This window comes from Shewanella sp. LC6 (genome assembly GCF_006385735.2).
Lineage (GTDB): Bacteria > Pseudomonadota > Gammaproteobacteria > Enterobacterales > Shewanellaceae > Shewanella > Shewanella xiamenensis.
The window spans coordinates 2,834,010-2,851,217 of the sequence record NZ_CP043902.1 but is presented as its reverse complement, the minus strand read 5'-3'; the positions used below and the strand labels follow the sequence as shown (position 1 = coordinate 2,851,217).

General features: G+C 45.7%; 14 protein-coding genes. 8 read left to right on the top strand and 6 right to left on the bottom strand.

The features are described from left to right. Positions 1-23: 23 nt before the first annotated feature. The 6 genes from FJD32_RS12885 to FJD32_RS12860 all read right to left on the bottom strand — a co-directional run bounded on the left by FJD32_RS12885 (position 24) and on the right by FJD32_RS12860 (position 7,263). Entirely contained in the window at positions 24-1,862 is a 1,839-nt protein-coding gene (locus FJD32_RS12885) for a NiFe hydrogenase (RefSeq protein WP_088585669.1), read from the bottom strand. Then, complete coding sequence (locus tag FJD32_RS12880; protein WP_037417949.1) at positions 1,843-2,421, bottom strand: HyaD/HybD family hydrogenase maturation endopeptidase; 579 nt, start codon at positions 2,419-2,421, stop codon at positions 1,843-1,845. The genes FJD32_RS12885 and FJD32_RS12880 overlap by 20 nt, the downstream gene beginning before the upstream one ends. Positions 2,422-2,428: 7 nt before the next feature. Then, positions 2,429-3,103 carry a Ni/Fe-hydrogenase, b-type cytochrome subunit gene (gene cybH, locus FJD32_RS12875; protein WP_037417952.1) on the bottom strand — a complete coding sequence of 225 codons (675 nt, stop codon included), beginning with the start codon at positions 3,101-3,103 and terminating at the stop codon, positions 2,429-2,431. 21 nt (positions 3,104-3,124) lie between these two features. Further along, positions 3,125-4,828, bottom strand: coding sequence for a nickel-dependent hydrogenase large subunit (hyaB, locus tag FJD32_RS12870; protein ID WP_037417953.1), 1,704 nt, complete (start codon positions 4,826-4,828; stop codon positions 3,125-3,127). A 3-nt stretch (positions 4,829-4,831) separates the two neighbouring features. Continuing rightward, positions 4,832-5,968, bottom strand: a complete 1,137-nt coding sequence (gene hyaA / locus FJD32_RS12865; protein WP_037427738.1) for a nickel-dependent hydrogenase small subunit — start codon at positions 5,966-5,968, stop codon at positions 4,832-4,834. Between the two features lie 395 nt (positions 5,969-6,363). Continuing rightward, the gene (locus FJD32_RS12860) at positions 6,364-7,263 is read right to left on the bottom strand and encodes an IS982 family transposase (protein WP_088585327.1); all 900 of its coding nucleotides are present in this window, start codon (positions 7,261-7,263) and stop codon (positions 6,364-6,366) included. A gap of 40 nt (positions 7,264-7,303) precedes the next feature. Between FJD32_RS12860 and FJD32_RS12855 the strand changes: the two genes are divergently transcribed. The 8 genes from FJD32_RS12855 (at position 7,304) to mdoH (ending at position 16,913) form a co-directional block, all read left to right on the top strand. Further along, complete coding sequence (locus FJD32_RS12855) at positions 7,304-7,801, top strand: TlpA disulfide reductase family protein (RefSeq protein ID WP_140907353.1); 498 nt, start codon at positions 7,304-7,306, stop codon at positions 7,799-7,801. Between the two features lie 3 nt (positions 7,802-7,804). After that, the gene (locus FJD32_RS12850; RefSeq protein ID WP_140907352.1) at positions 7,805-8,026 is read left to right on the top strand and encodes a DUF4266 domain-containing protein; all 222 of its coding nucleotides are present in this window, start codon (positions 7,805-7,807) and stop codon (positions 8,024-8,026) included. A gap of 75 nt (positions 8,027-8,101) precedes the next feature. After that, positions 8,102-9,448 carry a DUF3570 domain-containing protein gene (locus FJD32_RS12845; RefSeq protein WP_050991330.1) on the top strand — a complete coding sequence of 449 codons (1,347 nt, stop codon included), beginning with the start codon at positions 8,102-8,104 and terminating at the stop codon, positions 9,446-9,448. A gap of 136 nt (positions 9,449-9,584) precedes the next feature. Beyond that, positions 9,585-10,487: an FAD:protein FMN transferase gene (locus FJD32_RS12840; protein WP_140907351.1), complete on the top strand. Its 903-nt coding sequence runs from the start codon at positions 9,585-9,587 to the stop codon at positions 10,485-10,487. 9 nt (positions 10,488-10,496) lie between these two features. Continuing rightward, positions 10,497-11,156, top strand: coding sequence for a response regulator transcription factor (locus tag FJD32_RS12835; protein WP_037417965.1), 660 nt, complete (start codon positions 10,497-10,499; stop codon positions 11,154-11,156). A gap of 110 nt (positions 11,157-11,266) precedes the next feature. Continuing rightward, the gene (locus FJD32_RS12830; protein ID WP_037417968.1) at positions 11,267-12,661 is read left to right on the top strand and encodes an ATP-binding protein; all 1,395 of its coding nucleotides are present in this window, start codon (positions 11,267-11,269) and stop codon (positions 12,659-12,661) included. Positions 12,662-13,071: 410 nt separating this feature from the next. Further along, positions 13,072-14,706 (top strand): glucan biosynthesis protein G, encoded by a 1,635-nt coding sequence (locus FJD32_RS12825; RefSeq protein ID WP_037417971.1) that lies wholly within the window; start codon positions 13,072-13,074, stop codon positions 14,704-14,706. 23 nt (positions 14,707-14,729) lie between these two features. Then, on the top strand, positions 14,730-16,913 hold the full coding sequence (gene mdoH, locus FJD32_RS12820) for a glucans biosynthesis glucosyltransferase MdoH (protein ID WP_140907350.1): 2,184 nt from the start codon (positions 14,730-14,732) through the stop codon (positions 16,911-16,913). Positions 16,914-17,208: the final 295 nt, after the last annotated feature.

Here is a 17,208-nt window from a genome sequence, read left to right as displayed (position 1 = left end):
GGGCAAACACGAATGTTAAGTATTTATCCAAGGGTGTTTAATTGCCGCTGCTTAACATACAGCGCACCTACAGCAAGGTTATCTCCCTCTAAGTCGAGACTACGATTGACCAGTAACGGGAAGTTTTTACCTAAGCGTAAACTCATGCGTTTACAGAGGGTTTCGTTAGCTAACTCATTACCCGCTAAAGCAATTGTCTGTACTCCAATATTTAAGTCTATATGCTCAAGCCAATTAGCAAGGTAATCGGCGAGGGAGTCCTGCATCGCAAAAGCCAGTTGGCTTGGGTCGCTGTGGCCAGCCACTCTAAAGCTCAGTAGTGTGCCAAGGGTTTTGCACCAATTAAGGCTCCGATGGGCTTCGCCTTTGGTGAGAGGGTAATCGATGCGCGGTGCATTCGCTCCCTGATAACGCATGGCCGCTGCCATGAGAGCATCGCTCAAATAGTCTTGTGACTGGGTTTCTTCCTGCGGATTCAAACCAATCAATATCGCGGCAATTGCCCATAGGCTCTGAAGATTATCGCGTCTGCCGTTAAGTTTTAGGCTCAGCAGCTTTAAGTAGTCTTCTGGAAACAAGCTCTTAAATTTTTGCGCGACGGCTTTTTGTGGACTGCTGTCGAGGCAATGGAAAATCTCGTAACCATTGTCGGGCAGTTCGGGCAGGGCAAAAAACAGTGAAGTGTCGCCTTTATTATCGCAGGTGACAATTTGGCTCGGATGAGCATGGCTTAAGTAAATCACCGCCGCATTTTTGGCTTGCTTATGGCTGGTAAATTTACCATTTAGCAGTGCAGCAAAGAGCGCTGCATCGGTAATCGTATGATCTTCTTGATCACCTTCGTAATTCGTCTCACTCTCTACTGAGGATAAGACTTGTACGCTAAGCGTGCCTTGGTGCGAGCGTGTTTTTTTATGCGCTTGCCATTGTGCTTTAAAACCGAGAAAGCGAATGTCTTCCCTTAACGGCTCCGGCGCATTGAAATGTTTGCTGATGTTATTAGCATTATCTCCATCTTGGTGGGACAACTGGGCCCATGCGCCATCAACCCAAGCTAATTTGGGCCTATGGTGCTGACCTTGAAGATAAACCCAATCAATTCCTTTTTGCCGCAAAATTTCGCTAAGGACCGCTACCACGCGACTATAGCCAAAACAAATATCGTATAGCGGCGCAAATAGTTTTTGGTGATCTTGAATGGGTCTTGCGCAAATAAGCGGTTTTTCAATGCTGGATAGCGCAACGACTTGATGATCCTTTAAGCAAAAATGTGCATTTAAGGTGTTTGGATTACAGATCAGCAGTTGTGGTCTGCTGGCATCGCGAGCAAACGGTTCTAAGCTTAGCGCTATACCTTCACAGCTTAACGCTAATGAGCCTTGGGTTATTAACTGCTCAGCCATGGCTTTAAGATCGGTTAGCGTGAGGGCTTTTTGGGCAGGGGTTAAGCGGGTTTCACCGTGGCAACAGGAACAGGTTAAATCAATAGCACCAAATTGCGCCGCTTGATTATCGCCAAACAGGGGATAACATTGCTGGCAAAAAGCGGCAACCGATTTATCCATTTGGGGATCATGAGTCTCCAATAAGGTGCGCTGGCCTTGTGGCTCATCGATAACTTTAATGCCTGAGTCAACCAACCAAACAGACATTAAAAAGTCAGCGGCAATCGCATCGGCCAATTGCTCTAGCAGCGCTTGTTCACCTTGGGCTTCAATAAAATAGGTTTGTGGACCAAAATCATTGTGGTTGTCGCAACCAATGCTAATATTCAGCGCATCATAATTTAGGTATTGATTACATAAATGCGCATATAAGGGCACCTGACGTGAGCAGGTAAAATCAAATCTGATGTTTTTCATCTTCTATATTTTCACCAAGAGTGACACCACGTTTATAGGAGTCGGGGATCAGCGAGTCGATACTATGATCGGCAATGCGTGTCGCAGTGAATCCAAGGGAGGCTAAGTGGGATAACAGGGTGCGCTCCATCAAAGGAACTGCGGATGCAACTTTGGGGGTGAGGCCGAGAGTCATAGGTTCAAGCACGGTTGGAGTAACACCTAATACAAAGGTTTTTGGCCTGTCGCCAACCATTTCCATCATGTTTAGGGTTTGTAGCATTTCGACTTCATGGGCGCTGCCTTGCCAGTCAATTTCCTGCGGGGCTTTATCAAAGTCGAAGAAATAGACCTCACCCGCTTCGACGCCATTGGCATTGACAGTATCGACCACGATCAAATAATCGTATTGGCAAATAATCGGAATGAGTCCCTGGGCTAAGGTGCCGCCATCGAGCATCTCGAGCTGATGGGACTCGTGTGTAAACTGATAATTCTCAGTGATGTAATTGACAAAATGTACGCCGATGCCTTCATCGGCGTACAGGACATTGCCAATACCCAGTAGCAATATCTTCATTGGACTCCTAGTGGTGTGAGTCTGGTTTCGGGTAGTCGTAACCAGAGACAATTGAGTCAACTGAGTTATGTTTGAAGCGTATCCCTGACCAAACCGCCATATAGACGTGGATAACCACAAAGATAACGAATGCCCAAGTGAGGTAGTGGTGCCAAATTCTCACCTGTGCCAGCCCGCCCATTTGTGCGGTGATCCAAGCTGCACTGCTCCAAAGCATGCCACCTAAACCTTCATGGTAGACATTGGCATACAGTACGAGACCAGTAATACATATCACAAGCGCAACAAAGGAGATTGCTACATAGGTCACAAATTGCAGTGGCCCGTAAACGCCAGCTTTATGTAAATGTCCCATCCAAATGTAAGATTTTAGTTGGGTAATCCAGCTCTTAATGCTCATCACATCACGAAACGAGCGTCGCTCGATATCGCTACGACTGAAAAAATACAAGTAGAAGCGAGCCAAGGTGACTGCGGTTAAGATAAAACCGCAGATCAAATGGGCAAAACGGATCCAACCTTGTACTAATACATCCGTACTTTCGGGCGCCACAAGAAACGGCCAAGCAATATAGAATCCGGTGATCACCAGCACTAAAATAGTCAGTGCCCGTAACCAGTGGAAAATCCGTATCGCAGGACTAAAAACCAGTGTCCGAATGCGGGTTTCAGAATGGTTCATGTTGCGTTCCCTCCCTCGTTGTTATTGACCATTGGGGCTGACACGGAACTCGCTCAATGCCTGACCTTTAAAATCCATCACGTGTACAGAACACGCCATGCAAGGGTCAAATGAGTGAATAATACGTATCACCTCAAGGGGTTTAGTGGGATCTTCCAGTTTCAAACCAATCAGTGAGGCTTCATAGGGGCCTATCTTGCCATTAGCATCCACGGGACCTGCGTTCCAGGTAGTAGGCACCACGGCTTGATAGTTCTCAATGACACCATTTTTGATTCGGATCCAGTGGCTTAGCATGCCGCGGGGCGCTTCAATCATGGCGTGACCCACATACTCTTTACTTGGATCGATATGGGGTTTCACATAGGTGGTTTCATCTGACTGAATATTTGTTAACAAGGCATCGAAGGTTTTCAGGCCTTCCTGCGCGACGATCACGGTTTGCAGCATCCGCGCAGCCGTACGGCCTAGGGTAGTGAAGAGTGCTTCTACTGGGAGACCTGTGCGTGCAAGCAAAGCATTGACGGCATCGACAACCACTTTATTGCCACGGGCATAACTGACTAATAAGCAAGACAGTGGGCCCACTTCGACAGGTTCACCTTGATAACGAGGTGATTTCACCCAAGAGTATTTACCATCACCATCTAAAGTTGGCAGTTTGCCATAAACCGTATCCCGCTCAACAAAGCCGGTATAGTTTGGAATGGTGGTGCCATCATACGGATGTTGCGGCGCATCAGCATTGTACCAAGCGTGGCTGACATCTTCGGCGATAAGATCAGGGTTAATATCACTCACACCTGCTAAATCGCCATTCATAATCACGCCTTGGTCGAACATATATTCGCCATTAGCGAGCACAAAGTCATGGGTAGCCATGAAGTTTTTAACATTGACGCCGCCTAGCACGCTAGGCTCAGTACCAAAGGCTTCGGCTGCCATCACGATATCGGCTTGATAAGCACGCAGGATAAAGTCTGTTACGATTGCGTGTTTTTGCTTCCATTCTTGCAGACGTGCAGGGCTCAACATATCGCGTACAGAAGTCACGCCACCGACAACTAATGATTGAGGATGTGGCTGTTTACCGCCGAATATTGCAAGCATTTCGGCAGCAACCCTTTGTACTTCAAGGGCTTTAAGGTAGTGAGATAGAGCAATCAGGTTTTGTTCAGGGGTAAACTTATAGGTGCCATTACCCCAATAAGCGTTGGCGAATGGACCAAGTTTTCCGGTTTCTACAAAGCCTTTTACGCGCTCTTGCACAGCCCTTAATTCACCTTCGCCAGCGGCGATAGGCTTATCGGTATATTTGAGGGCGACTTGGGCGGCCTTAGCGGGGTCTGCACTGAGTGCTGAAACCACATCAACCCAATCTAAGCCATGGAGATGATAGAAGTGCACTATATGGTCATGCATATAGAGCGATGTTTGCATTAGCGAGCGAAGATACTTTGCATTCAAGGGAATTTGAATCCCTAAAGCATTTTCCACCGCTTCGGTACCACAGCGATAGTGCGAATAAGTACATACACCACAGATACGTTGCACAATGAGGCCCACGTCCATAGGCGTACGGCCTTTGAGAATAACTTCAATACCACGCCATAACGTAGAGGATGACCATGCTTTGTTGATGACATTATTCTCATCAACTTCAACTTCGATACGTAAGTGACCCTCGATACGGGTGATAGGGTCGATAACAACGCGCTTGCTCATGGGTTATTCCTCCAGCGGCTTGGCAAAAATACTGGCAACAGCGTGGGCTCCAATGCCGACGACAGTCGCGCCTAAAATCACCGCACCGACGGTGTCTGCGGTTGCATCCAATCCATGGAGCAGTTGACGACCAAGGGGTTTTTCAAAGTCAGCCATATCGTCCCAGAAATTAGGTTCTGAGCAGCCCATACAACCATGACCAGCTAACACAGGCCAACTGGTATGGTGATTGAAGCGTTCAGTGGGGCAGTTGTTATAGGTATAAGGTCCTTTACAGCCCACTTTATAGAGGCAGTAGCCTTCTTTTGCACCGTGATCGCCAAATTCTTCAACGAATTCACCGGCATCAAAACGGCCACGACGTTCACAGTTATCATGTACCCGTGCGCCATAAGCCCATTTTGGACGATTGAACATATCCAGTGCAGGTAATTTGCCGAACATGATGAAGTACATCAAAGTACCGACAATGTTCTTTTCACTTGGTGGGCAACCGCCTAAGTTAATCACGGGTTTGCTTACAACTTCGTGCACGCCCTTAGCCCCTGTGGGGTTCGGGTAGGCGGCTTGTACACCACCGAAGGATGCACAGGTGCCCACAGAGATAATCGCTGCGGCGCCTTCGGCGGCATGTTTGATAATTTCTAAGCCTGTATGGCCTTTACAGCCCACGGTCAAGAAGCTGCCGTTATTGGCGGTCGGTATCGCGCCTTCCACCGCGAGCAGGTAGCGACCCTTGTAGGTTTCTAAGGCGTGCTCGAGGTTTTCCTCTGCTTGCCAACCCGCAGCTGCCATCAAGGTTTCGTGATATTCCAAGGAGATATGATCGAAGATCAGCGAATCTAGGTTGGGGGTGTCGGCACGAACTAAGGATTCGGAGCAGCCAGTACATTCAGCCATATGTAACCAAATTAAGGGTACACGGTCGGCTAATTCGGCGGCCTCTGCAACTAAGTTACTAAAGGGGAGTGGTAGGGCGAGCATACCCGTTACCATCGCACTCCATTTCATGAAGTCACGGCGTGTGATGCCATGTTGTTGTAATTTATCGAGTAATGTCTGCTGTTGACGGGGAGCTAATTGGCGCAACGCATCTAAGCGCGCCTTTCCCTGTTCATAGAGGGCTGCATGTGTGTCCATGGGTCAACCTTTTGTTGTTGGAATGTAAATTGTTAAGGGTTTACATAATTGACACATGCAGTTTAGGCGCTAGGCACTAGAAAATTATTGATGCATATCAAGAATTTTTCAGAGATGTGATTAAACTGATTTTGACATTAAATTAACATGATTCAGATCTAATTTCGATTTTGCTAATGGGACAAAATGTCTCACTTTTAACATTTTTGCCGTTAGAGCTCACTTTCCAACCAATTGATGGCTCAGATGTCCATGTGGCATAAAGACTTTATTTATTCTTTTTAAGTTTAAGCAAACCTTAAGATTCAGTTAATAAATTCGAACTGTATTGTGATAAATGGATAGCCTATGAAAAAACTCGTGTTGTTCCTCGGATTATTTAACCTCAGATCTGGTTAAGCCAGCACTAAATTAGAGCTATCTAACAGTTCAAGCTCCTGAGCTGTTAGATTTAACGATGGCTTTTCTTCTTTTAAACAATATGCAATCAATCCACCAAGTAGATTGAGCATGAACCCATGCTCGCTGCGGTGTCTTGAGTGTTCAATATAGGAAATGTTCTTCAATTGGTCATTCACTGTTTCAATGATGAATCGCTTTTTTAAGATTGCTCTATCCCATAGAGAAATAAACTTTTTCTTCATGTTCTTACGAACTGTGGTGATTAACTCAACGCCCTTTTCCAAAAGCTCACCTGTTAGGGCTTGGCTAATATAGCCTTTATCACCATAAAGCTTACCAAAAAGAGACTCAGCCATTTCACTGACAGGTTGCCTGTCATCGACATTACCTTTCGTCAGTTTTAACGCTACAATTTCACCCAAGTGATTGATAATAAGATGCAGTTTAAATCCAAACGACCAGCCCATAGTTCCCTTTCCATGTTCGGCAATGCCTTCAAAAACCTTATTTCGCTTCGCTCGAATAATATGACAGACTTCAATTTTAGTGGAGTCGACAAACTGAATTCCCGTTGGCTTTCCAAGCTTTGAAGTCAGATAGCTACACATAGGGACAACGACGCTAGGCATTAATGCAAGGAAACGAGTGTAGCTCAACAACTCTGGAAAATAGGGTTTTAGCTGGCGACAAACATAGTGCAGATAATAATTTTTGAAATCTCGGTAATGTGATTGATGGAAATGAATGATAATGGTCATCACTTCTGCGGGAGAAAGGCGACAAGGTCTATTACGCTTCATTTCACCATTATCAAGCAATAAGCGTTGCCAATGTGGGATAAATAACTGACAGAAATCATCGACATCACAGTAAGTTTCAACTAGTTTGTTCATGCTCGTTCCTTTTTCTAATCACTCTTGGTCGAATGATCGGATCAGGGAACGAGCATTTAGTTCCTTTTGGGAGCTAAATTCTTATCCGAAGCTCAGGTTATTTAGTGCAAGCGTACTTGCCGCTCCTTCACTTGAACACCTTGTCTTTGATGCACAAAATCAAACTGTTTCACTGAATGAATTTAGAGGAAAAGTCGTTTACGTCGATTTTTGGGCCTCTTGGTGTGGACCCTGCCGTAAGTCTTTTCCTTGGATGAATACCATGCAGCAAAAGTATCAAGAGCAAGGGTTAGCGGTGGTAGCCATTAACCTTGATACCGACAAAGCCCTTGCCGATGCATTTTTAAAGCAAGTACCAGCCCAATTTACGGTGCGCTTTAATCCTGAAGGCGATGTCGCACGTAGCTTCGATTTATTGGGTATGCCCAGTAGTTTTATCTTTAATCGCCAAGGCAAGTTAGTAAATCAGCATGTCGGTTTTTACCAAGACAATATTGCCGATTATGAACAAGAACTGGTGAATCTTTTGAAGGAGTGATCTATGCGCAAAATCACATTAGTTGCTGTCTCGTTAGTGATGCTAGGAGTGAGTGGTTGTTCAAGCTTAGGGGGTGAGCCGTGGGAAAGAGGGCAGTTTGCGCGTAGTGATATGGCGCTTGATAGCGAAAAGTTAGATCAGGCGTTAGATGATCATATTTACTTCAGTAAAGAAGGTAGTAGTGGTGGCCGAGCTTTTGCTGGTGGTGGATGCGGTTGTAACTAAACCTTAATTTAATAATCGTTAATACCTTAGGTTTTCGTCTAAATAAGCTTCAGTGACATAAAGGTGTTGTCAGCCATGACAAATAAGAACAATAAGTTAGACAAAAATGACTCGCAAATTGTGCAACTAAAACCGCAGACAAAACAGATCGCTAGCGCGTTAGCCTTAGCCAGTTGTGGGTTGTTCGCGTCCAATGGTCACGCAACCGAGCTCGCGAAAAATATCGATGACTGGAAAGTTGATGCCGCACTCATGTATTACGGTGAACAGGACAGAGTTCAAGCGATAGAAGCCATAGGTACGGCACAGAAAAACTTTGGCGATGACAGTGTACTTGACCTTAAGCTGGTGGTTGATAGCTTAACGGGGGCCTCGGCCTCGGGCGCTGTCGCTCAAAGTAACAGTCAAACCTTTACCCGTCCTTCAGGCAATGGCCAATATACCGTAGCAGCGGGAGAAACCCCGCTGGATGATACTTTCCACGACACTCGAGTGCAGGCAAATGCGAACTGGTCGCAGGTACTGAATCCCGATTGGAAGGTCAATGGCGGTGTTTATGCTTCTAAGGAATTCGACTATATGTCGATGGGGATTAATGCAGGTGTCGAGCGTGGCTTTAATAAGGACAACACCACGCTGTTTTTAGGCACCTCATATAGCTTCGATGTGGTTGACCCTGTTGGTGGCAGGCCTGTAGCGTTATCAACGATGGCGATCCGCGATAACTTTACCAGCGATGAAGCTTATCGCAGTGCATTTGATGCCACTCGCCAAACTAGTAGCGATAATAAACAAACTGCTGATTTGATGTTGGGTATCACTCAAATTCTTAATCAGCGTTGGTTATTGCAAGCAAACTATGGTTTATCGAGTGTCAGTGGCTATTTAACCGATCCTTATAAAGTCTTAAGTGTCGTAGACAATAACGGTACGACCGAGAATATCGTCTACGAGAATCGTCCAGATTCACGCTTAAAACACAGTTTTTATATGATGACTAAAGGCGCGCTCGATTCGGGAGTGGTCGATTTTTCCTATCGCTATACTACCGATGATTGGGATTTAACCTCACACACCTTAGAAACCCATTATCGTTATTACTTCAGTGGCAGTTTTTATGGTCAGTTGCATCTTCGTTATTATCAACAAGCTGCGGTGAATTTCTATCAACCTTTTTTGATGGCGGAGTCACCATTGCCTGAGTTTGCTAGTGCTGATTACCGCATTGGGGATATGAGCGCCTATACGGTAGGGGTTAAGTTTGGTCACCGTTTGTCAGGCGGACATGAGATGACATACCGCTTGGAATACTATCAACAAGATCCGAAAAACAATGGCACCGAGCTCCCTGGTCAGTTGCAAAACTATGATCTGTTCCCGACTCAAAAGGCGATTACTGCACAGTTTAGTTATTCTTTTTAAAGCTAAACTGTGCTAATTAGTTCACGTTATTACGGTTTGAACTGGGCAACTGAGTTGCCCAGTTCCTGTATGTAAGACTTGTATTTAACCCTGTCATTGGTGAAGCCACATTAAGCGCCACCATAAGGAATGCGAAATGCCATCATTTTCTCCAAGTGCGCCATATCGACTCCTGCGCCGTGATTGGGGATTCTTGGGGGAATTTAGGGCAATGGCCAGCCCATGCGAGCTACTCATTGCCAGTCATGATGAGAGTATTGCCTACGATATGCTCGATATGGCAGCTCGGGAGGCGTCTCGCATCGAGCAAAAATACAGCCGTTTTATTGAAGGTAATTACCTGTGGCAGTTGAATCATGCTCAAGGCAAACCAGTGACTATCGATGAAGAAACCTGGCAACTTTTATCCTTTGCGAAACAATGCTTTGAGCTTAGTGGCGGGCTATTTGATATTTCTGCTTGTCCATTGATGCAAGTGTGGCGTTTTACTCCGGACGCCACTCTGCCCATAATGGCTGATATCGCCGCAGCGCGATCTTTAGTGGGATTTGAACGCCTTGAATTTAATTCACACGAGCTAAAAATCCCCACGGGTATGCAACTTGATGTGGGGGGGATTGCAAAAGAATACGCGGTTGACAGCGTGGCCTATGAACTGGCGGAATCCTACCCTAAGATTTCGGTATTAGTGAATTTTGGCGGTGATATTGCTTGTCCTGTAGCGCATTCAGTCCCATGGCAGGTGGGGATTGAAGATCCGCATCGCCTTGATTGTGCAGCCAAAGTGCTCGCTATTACACAAGGTGCTTTAGCGACGAGTGGTGACACAAGGCGTTTTATTGAGGTCGATGGCAGGCGTTATGGGCATATCATTGATCCACGAACCGGATATCCTGTACGCGGTGCGCCACGGTCGGTGACCGTTCTTGGACCCAATTGCGTTACCGCGGGAATGCTCGCCACCATGGCAATGTTGCAGGGTGAGCAGGCAGAAGCCTTTTTAACCGAGCAATCGGTTCAGTTTAGTCTTTTTCGATAGGGCATCATCATGCGTATCATGTTAGTGGAAGATAATGAGTTACTGGCCCAGGGAATTTGCCTCAACCTTGCCAAAATGGGCATGCAGGTGGATCACTTAAGTAGCTATCAGCAGGCGTTAGTGGGAATAAAAAATGAAACCTTTAGCGCTATTGTGCTTGATTTAGGCCTTCCCGACGGTAATGGTAAAGAACTCCTTAAAACATGGCGTTCGCAGGGTGTATCGATTCCCACCATAGTGCTGACCGCGAATACCGATTTTGATACTAAATTAGAGTGCCTAGATGTCGGAGCCGACGATTATTTAGGTAAGCCCTTCGATGTGCGTGAGTTGGCGGCACGTATAAGGGCAATTGTGCGCCGTCAATATGGTCTAGACCATAACAGTTTAAATATTGGTGCATTAAGTATTGATCTCAACACGCGAGAAGTGATTTTTCGCGATCAAAATGTGCCCCTTTCACGCAGAGAATTTCAATTATTACTCGAACTTGCTCAGTCGGCTGGTCGAGTGTTAACCCGTAATCAGCTTGAACAACTCACCTATGGCTGGGATGAGGTGGGCAGTAATTCAATCGAAGTACATATTCATCATTTACGTAAAAAATTAGCTAATGAGTTAATTAAGACCGTGCGCGGAATTGGCTACACCCTTACGGAACTGAATTAGCCATCTTGCAATTTATGCAAGGATTTAAGTGACAAACTCGACGTTTATCGGTATGAAGTAACTGCTTTATAAGACAGGTTTACACTCATACAAACGACGGGGATAACGGGTTGAATCGACTCAAGGTGCTGGATGTGTACTCTTTACGCTTGCTATTAACCTTGCTAATGCTCTCGGGGATTTCGGTTTCAGTAGGGATTTCAAGCTGGTTTAGCACTCGTGATGCGAAGCATCAAATTGAAGAGTTATTTGATGCTCAAATGTTGCAAACCGCAAAAATGCTCGAGTTGTTCTACCATGAAGAAGCCGATTTTAAGCTTCCCCAATCACAACCTCAAGTTCTCCACGTTCCGGACAGTCAAGTCAGTAGCTTTGCTGAAAAGGCTGACGCACTTAAGCTTGCCTATGAACATAAACTGGCGTTTCAGATCTGGAGTGAAGCGGGGCAGGCGTTGGTTTTTTCAGACAATATTGGGCGCGAGCCGATCACTAAATTTGTGCAGGGCTATAGTAAAAAAGTATTCGAAGGGGAGCTGTGGCATGTGTTCAGCTTTTTTTCTGTTAAATATAAAGTGTGGATTATCACGGCTCAGCAGGATGAAGTGCGCCAAGAGTTGGTTTCGCAAATTATGCATAACGCAGTAATAGTGCCATTAATTGTGGTACCGTTAACCCTGTTTATCGTCAGTTTACTGTTTTATATTCTATTTCGGCCGCTAAAAACCCTTGAACGGGAATTAATGGCACGCTCACCGAACGATCTCACACCGTTAGCTATGTCATTGCCTAAGGAATTGGTGCCAGTTCGACGGGCACTCAATCAGTATATCAGCAGTATTGCACACTTCATTGCTAGAGAGCGCCGCTTCAGTGCCGATGCCGCCCATGAGCTAAAAACGCCATTATCTGTGATTAAGTTACATCAACAGGGGTTAGAGGGATTAGTCGCAGATGAACCTGCTCAGCATATCCACCTTGCCGCGATTGATGCTGGTGTTAAGCACATGAGCCATACAGTAGAACAATTATTGTTGCTCGCTCGTGTCGATTCGATTGCCGAGTTGAATGTGCAATCCCATACCTTGTTATCTATGGTGGAGGATACGCTCAACCAACTGATGCCCCTGATCACTGAATATGAGTGGAATATTGACGTGGATGCCGGATTATCCATTATGTGTGACCGTTTTTATATGCTGGTGGTTTTAAAGAATATTATCGAAAATGCTTGTAAATACAGCCCAGTAGAATCTGAAATTAGTATTAGTGCAGCGCAAACCACCACAGGCGTTGAAATAAAGATCGCCGACCGTGGTCAAGGGATGACAAGTGAGCAAATTGCGAATGCCACCGAGCGTTTTTACCGTGTCAATGAAAATGAAGGTATAGGTGCGGGATTGGGATTATCCATTTGTCAGCATATTATTGGCTTACACCAAGGCCAACTAACCATCACTCCCCGTGAAGAGACTGGTTTAGTCGTCAGCCTATTTTTGCCTCGATAGTGTTAAGAGTGTAAGTCAATGAAGTCTCTCTCTGAATCACTTTTTGTATGCTTAGGCTCGCATATTAGCGACTATCACCTAAGATTATTGTCGGTGGCCAGTTTGTAAAACTAACTGATTTTATGTTCATTCTGCGAACTTGGCAGCACTTTATTAGCCTTTGTAACTTTTAAAGATCAATTTGGTATGTTAATTCGAATTTGATATTCTTTAAAGGTATAAGTATATTGCTAAATAGTATTGTGCAAAGGGAGTTAACTGCATCTTTATTTATGAGTTTTTTACTCCTTCTGATATCTTTCGCGATGTGTAACAGTCGGTGTTTTTTTTCGCTCAAACCGCAATAAAAAAATGTCACTGTACATATAAAAAACGTTGATTTCTTAGTTTATTTTTAGGTTACCTATCCTATGGTTAGCTTGTTGCGTTGCCAATCGTTTAAACCTTCTTCACTCATTTGCTCACTGGCGCTTAGCGCGGCGTTCGCCTTTTCGGGCACTGCATTTGCTGATGAGACCAAGCCTGTTGAGAATAAACCTACCACGCCCGTGGTGAGTCCACCCAAGGCAACTGCTCAGCCTGCAAACAAAACGCAAGTAAGATTCACCAAAACAGGCACTTTTGATGGTGAAACTGTGGTGAAATTGGCGCGTAAATTGGCCTCTAAGCCCTATGTCGTGTTAAAAGATCCACTGCCTGCTGGTCTTGCTAAGTTAACCTATGATGAATACCGCGATATTCGTTTTAACCCAGTATCGTCAATTTGGCGCGATCAAGGTTTACCGTTTCAAATGCAAATGTTTCACCGCGGGTTTTATTTTCAAGATTTAATTGAAATTGCCATCGTTGAAGCAAACCAAGCGACCCACTTAGCTTATGAGCCTAAGTATTTCACTGCGGGTGAGGTTATCTCTCAAGCATTACCTAATGATGATATCGGCTACTCAGGGTTTCGTATCCATAACCAATTAAACACTAACGGTATTTTTGACGAGTTGATGGTGTTCCAAGGCGCGAGTTATTTCCGCGCCTTAGGTAAAGGTAACTCTTATGGTTTATCTGCCCGTGGTTTAGCATTAAAAACTGCTGATCCAGAAGGTGAAGAGTTTCCGATTTTTCGCGCTTTTTGGGTTGAACGTCCATCCTACGACAGTAATCTGATCGTGGTACATGCGTTGCTCGATAGCCCGAGTGTTGCAGGTGCATACCGATTCTCGGTACGTCCAGGTGATAACACCCAAATCGACGTTGAAGCGACCTTATTCCCTCGTGTCGAATTAAATAAAGTTGGACTGGCACCTAGCACCAGCATGTTCCTGCATTCATTAAACGGTCGCCACGATACCGATGACTTTAGACCTGAAGTCCATGATTCAGACGGTTTATTGATGTTCAACGGCCGCGGTGAGCACCTATGGCGTCCATTGGCAAATCCACGTCAATTGCAGGTGAGTGCGTTTTCTGATAACTCACCACAAGGCTTTGGTCTTATACAGCGTGAACGTAACTATGCCTCTTATCAGGATCTTGAAGCCCAGTATGAGCGTCGTCCAAGTTTATGGATTGAGCCTGTGGGCAACTGGGGACAAGGTGCGGTTGTTCTGACAGAAATTCCAACAGAATCAGAAATTCATGATAATATTGTGAGCTTCTGGAAGCCGCGTCAGCCTATTCCTGCTGGTAGCGAATATCACTTCGCTTATCGCATGAGCTGGGGCGATGAACCAGTTGCGAAAACCAATTCTGTCGTGGTAAGTCGTACTGCAAGTGGTCGTGCTGACATTGCTAAAGCGACCCCTAGACGTTTGTTTGTCGTTGATTATCATCTAAATGGCGCTATGCCTGATGAGTTACCACTCGCGAAGGTTGAATCTTCTGGTGGAGTAATTTCAAATGTTGTCATCGCGCGTAATGCGGCAAACAATGGTTATCGCCTCGCGTTTGAGTTAGAGCCCGAAGATAAAGACCTTATCGAATTGCGTGCTGAACTCAAGTTCTCTACACCGCGTCAGGTTGAAACCTGGCTCTATCGCTGGACGCTTTAAGGTCCATGACGGAGCAACATAATATGACTGTATCCGAGAATTCGGTACTTGAGACTGAAGTACTCGTGGGTGGTAGCGCTATGCCTAATGAAAGGCCAGGCGCTATGGAGCCCCAAAGTTTAACCCAAATGCCTGAAGGATTTCCACGCCGTAGCACTGTGGCAAATGGAGTCCGTTCACGGGTTTCCCGTCGGGTGTTTGTTGTTGGTGGTGCCTTATTACTATCGGCCTTTGCTATCTATGAAATGGGCGCAGTTTTCAGTATTGGAGGGATTACTCCCCTCGAATATTTGATGTTGGCGTTATTTGCGATTAACTTCTGCTGGATTGCACTGGCGTTTTGTAGTGGTATTGCTGGCTTTTTCCTCCTATTGAAAAAGCCTAAACCAAACGAGCTTGCACAAACTGAGCTGCACACGCGCACTGCGATTTTAATGCCTACTTATAATGAATCTCCTGACCGGGTATTTTCAGCGGTATCTGTGATGGCTGAAGCATTATCGCAAACGGGTCATGGGCATGCGTTTGATTGGTTTATCTTAAGTGATACTACCGATCCTGAAATTGCGCTGTTAGAAGAACAGGCGTTTTTAGTTCTTCGCCAAGAAACCCATAAACATTCTCGTGTTTATTATCGTCGCCGCCGTAAAAACGTCGCACGTAAAGCGGGTAACGTAGCGGACTTTTGTCGTCGTTGGGGCTCGCGTTATGATCACTTGCTGGTCCTGGACGCCGACAGTTTGATGGAGTCATCCACTATCACGGGCTTAGCGCAGCGGATGCAGGCTGATCCTGATGCGGGTCTTATTCAAACGATTCCATCACTGATCAATGGCACCACCTTAATGGCGCGTTTGCAGCAGTTTGCTGCACGCATTTATGGTCCTGTGATCGGTACTGGTCTTGGTTGGTGGGTGCAAAAAGAAGGTAACTTCTGGGGCCATAACGCTATTATCCGGACTGAAGCCTTTATGGGCGCTGCGGGTTTACCTAATCTTAAGGGTAAGCCACCTTTTGGTGGTCATATCCTAAGCCATGACTTTGTTGAAGCTGCATTGATCCGCCGTGCCGGATGGAGTGTGGTCATTGCATACGATTTACCCGGTTCCTACGAGGAATGCCCTCCATCAATTGTTGACTTAGCGGTACGCGATCGTCGTTGGTGTCAGGGTAACTTGCAGCACTCGCGTATTCTGCCAACTAAAGGGTTGCATTGGGTTAGTCGCCTGCACTTAATGACGGGTATTATGGCGTATTTATCTTCGCCATTTTGGTTGTTATTGATTTTAACCGGGTTGATGCTCGCTTTGCAGGCCCACTTTATTCGTCCAGAGTACTTCACCGATCAGTTCTCATTATTCCCAACGTGGCCAATCATGGACTCGGATAGGGCATTGAGACTGTTCTATATCACTATGGTGGTGTTATTTGGACCGAAGATCTTTGGCGTGTTGTTGCTGTTAAAAGATGGCAAATTTGCCCGCAGCGTAGGCGGGCGCATTAAAGCGATGCTTAGTGTGCTATTTGAAGTCATTCTCTCAGCATTGATCGCGCCAATCATGATGTTCATCCACTGCGGTGCGGTAATGTCGATTCTGATGGGACGTGATAGTGGTTGGTCTCCACAGCGCCGTGACGATGGTAGCATGCCTTGGTTAACCCTGATTTATCGCCACCGCTGGCATATGCTGGCGGGCGTCATGTTGGGTTATGCCGCGATTTTGGACTCCTTAACATTGCTCGCGTGGATGAGCCCCGCCTTGATTGGTTTGTGGTTAGCGGTGCCCATTTCGGCTTGGACCGGTTCGATTAAAATTGGGGAGTTTTTCAAACGTATTGGGATCCTCGCCACTCCAGAAGAACGCAGTCCTGCGCCTATTTGTATTAGGGCACAAGAAGCACGTGCGGCTTACCAAGCGCATATCGAACAGCCTTGGACATTAGCGCAATTGCTGAAAGATCCTGCGCTGATGGAGCTTCACTTAGCCATGGTTGATAAACAGCCACTACGTGCCGCCGGAACGCCGATTGAACCAGTTGAAGCCATTGTGCGCGTCAAAGTACATGAAGCACAGTGTCAGCAAAGTGCCTTAGCACTCTTTAATCGCCAGGAAATGGCTTTAGTGCTGGCTAATCCTCTAATGCTGCGGAGTTTGCAAAAACTACCAGAACAGTTTGTGCCAGAGGATCTGGTCTCCTTCTGTTAATTACTTTCTATTACGCTAAATAGTAAAAATGCCACTGATGATCAGTGGCATTTTTGTTTTAGGTCGATAGTGAGCTGCATTTTACGAACAGCTTCAGCTATAGTGATCTTAATACTAATCTCGCTCTGGATAATAAATGTATCGCAAACAATTCGTTGCACGACTTACTGGATTGAATTGACTTGCTATAAGCTCGTTTTTTGCGCGTACATTTTCCTTGTTTTCAGCGCAAAGTGCAGTTTGAGATTAGGCATTTGATTTTTTGCTGTACTGATTGCATTTATCCATCTCTTAA

Coding starts and splice junctions, on each gene's coding strand:
- cybH (WP_037417952.1), bottom strand. CDS start 3,103: ATGAACCATTCTGAAACCCGCATTCGGACACTGGTTTTTAGTCCTGCG.
- hyaA (WP_037427738.1), bottom strand. CDS start 5,968: ATGGACACACATGCAGCCCTCTATGAACAGGGAAAGGCGCGCTTAGAT.
- FJD32_RS12835 (WP_037417965.1), top strand. CDS start 10,497: ATGCGTATCATGTTAGTGGAAGATAATGAGTTACTGGCCCAGGGAATT.
- FJD32_RS12840 (WP_140907351.1), top strand. CDS start 9,585: ATGCCATCATTTTCTCCAAGTGCGCCATATCGACTCCTGCGCCGTGAT.
- hyaB (WP_037417953.1), bottom strand. CDS start 4,828: ATGAGCAAGCGCGTTGTTATCGACCCTATCACCCGTATCGAGGGTCAC.
- FJD32_RS12880 (WP_037417949.1), bottom strand. CDS start 2,421: ATGAAGATATTGCTACTGGGTATTGGCAATGTCCTGTACGCCGATGAA.
- FJD32_RS12860 (WP_088585327.1), bottom strand. CDS start 7,263: ATGAACAAACTAGTTGAAACTTACTGTGATGTCGATGATTTCTGTCAG.
- FJD32_RS12845 (WP_050991330.1), top strand. CDS start 8,102: ATGACAAATAAGAACAATAAGTTAGACAAAAATGACTCGCAAATTGTG.
- FJD32_RS12825 (WP_037417971.1), top strand. CDS start 13,072: ATGGTTAGCTTGTTGCGTTGCCAATCGTTTAAACCTTCTTCACTCATT.
- FJD32_RS12885 (WP_088585669.1), bottom strand. CDS start 1,862: ATGAAAAACATCAGATTTGATTTTACCTGCTCACGTCAGGTGCCCTTA.
- FJD32_RS12850 (WP_140907352.1), top strand. CDS start 7,805: ATGCGCAAAATCACATTAGTTGCTGTCTCGTTAGTGATGCTAGGAGTG.
- mdoH (WP_140907350.1), top strand. CDS start 14,730: ATGACTGTATCCGAGAATTCGGTACTTGAGACTGAAGTACTCGTGGGT.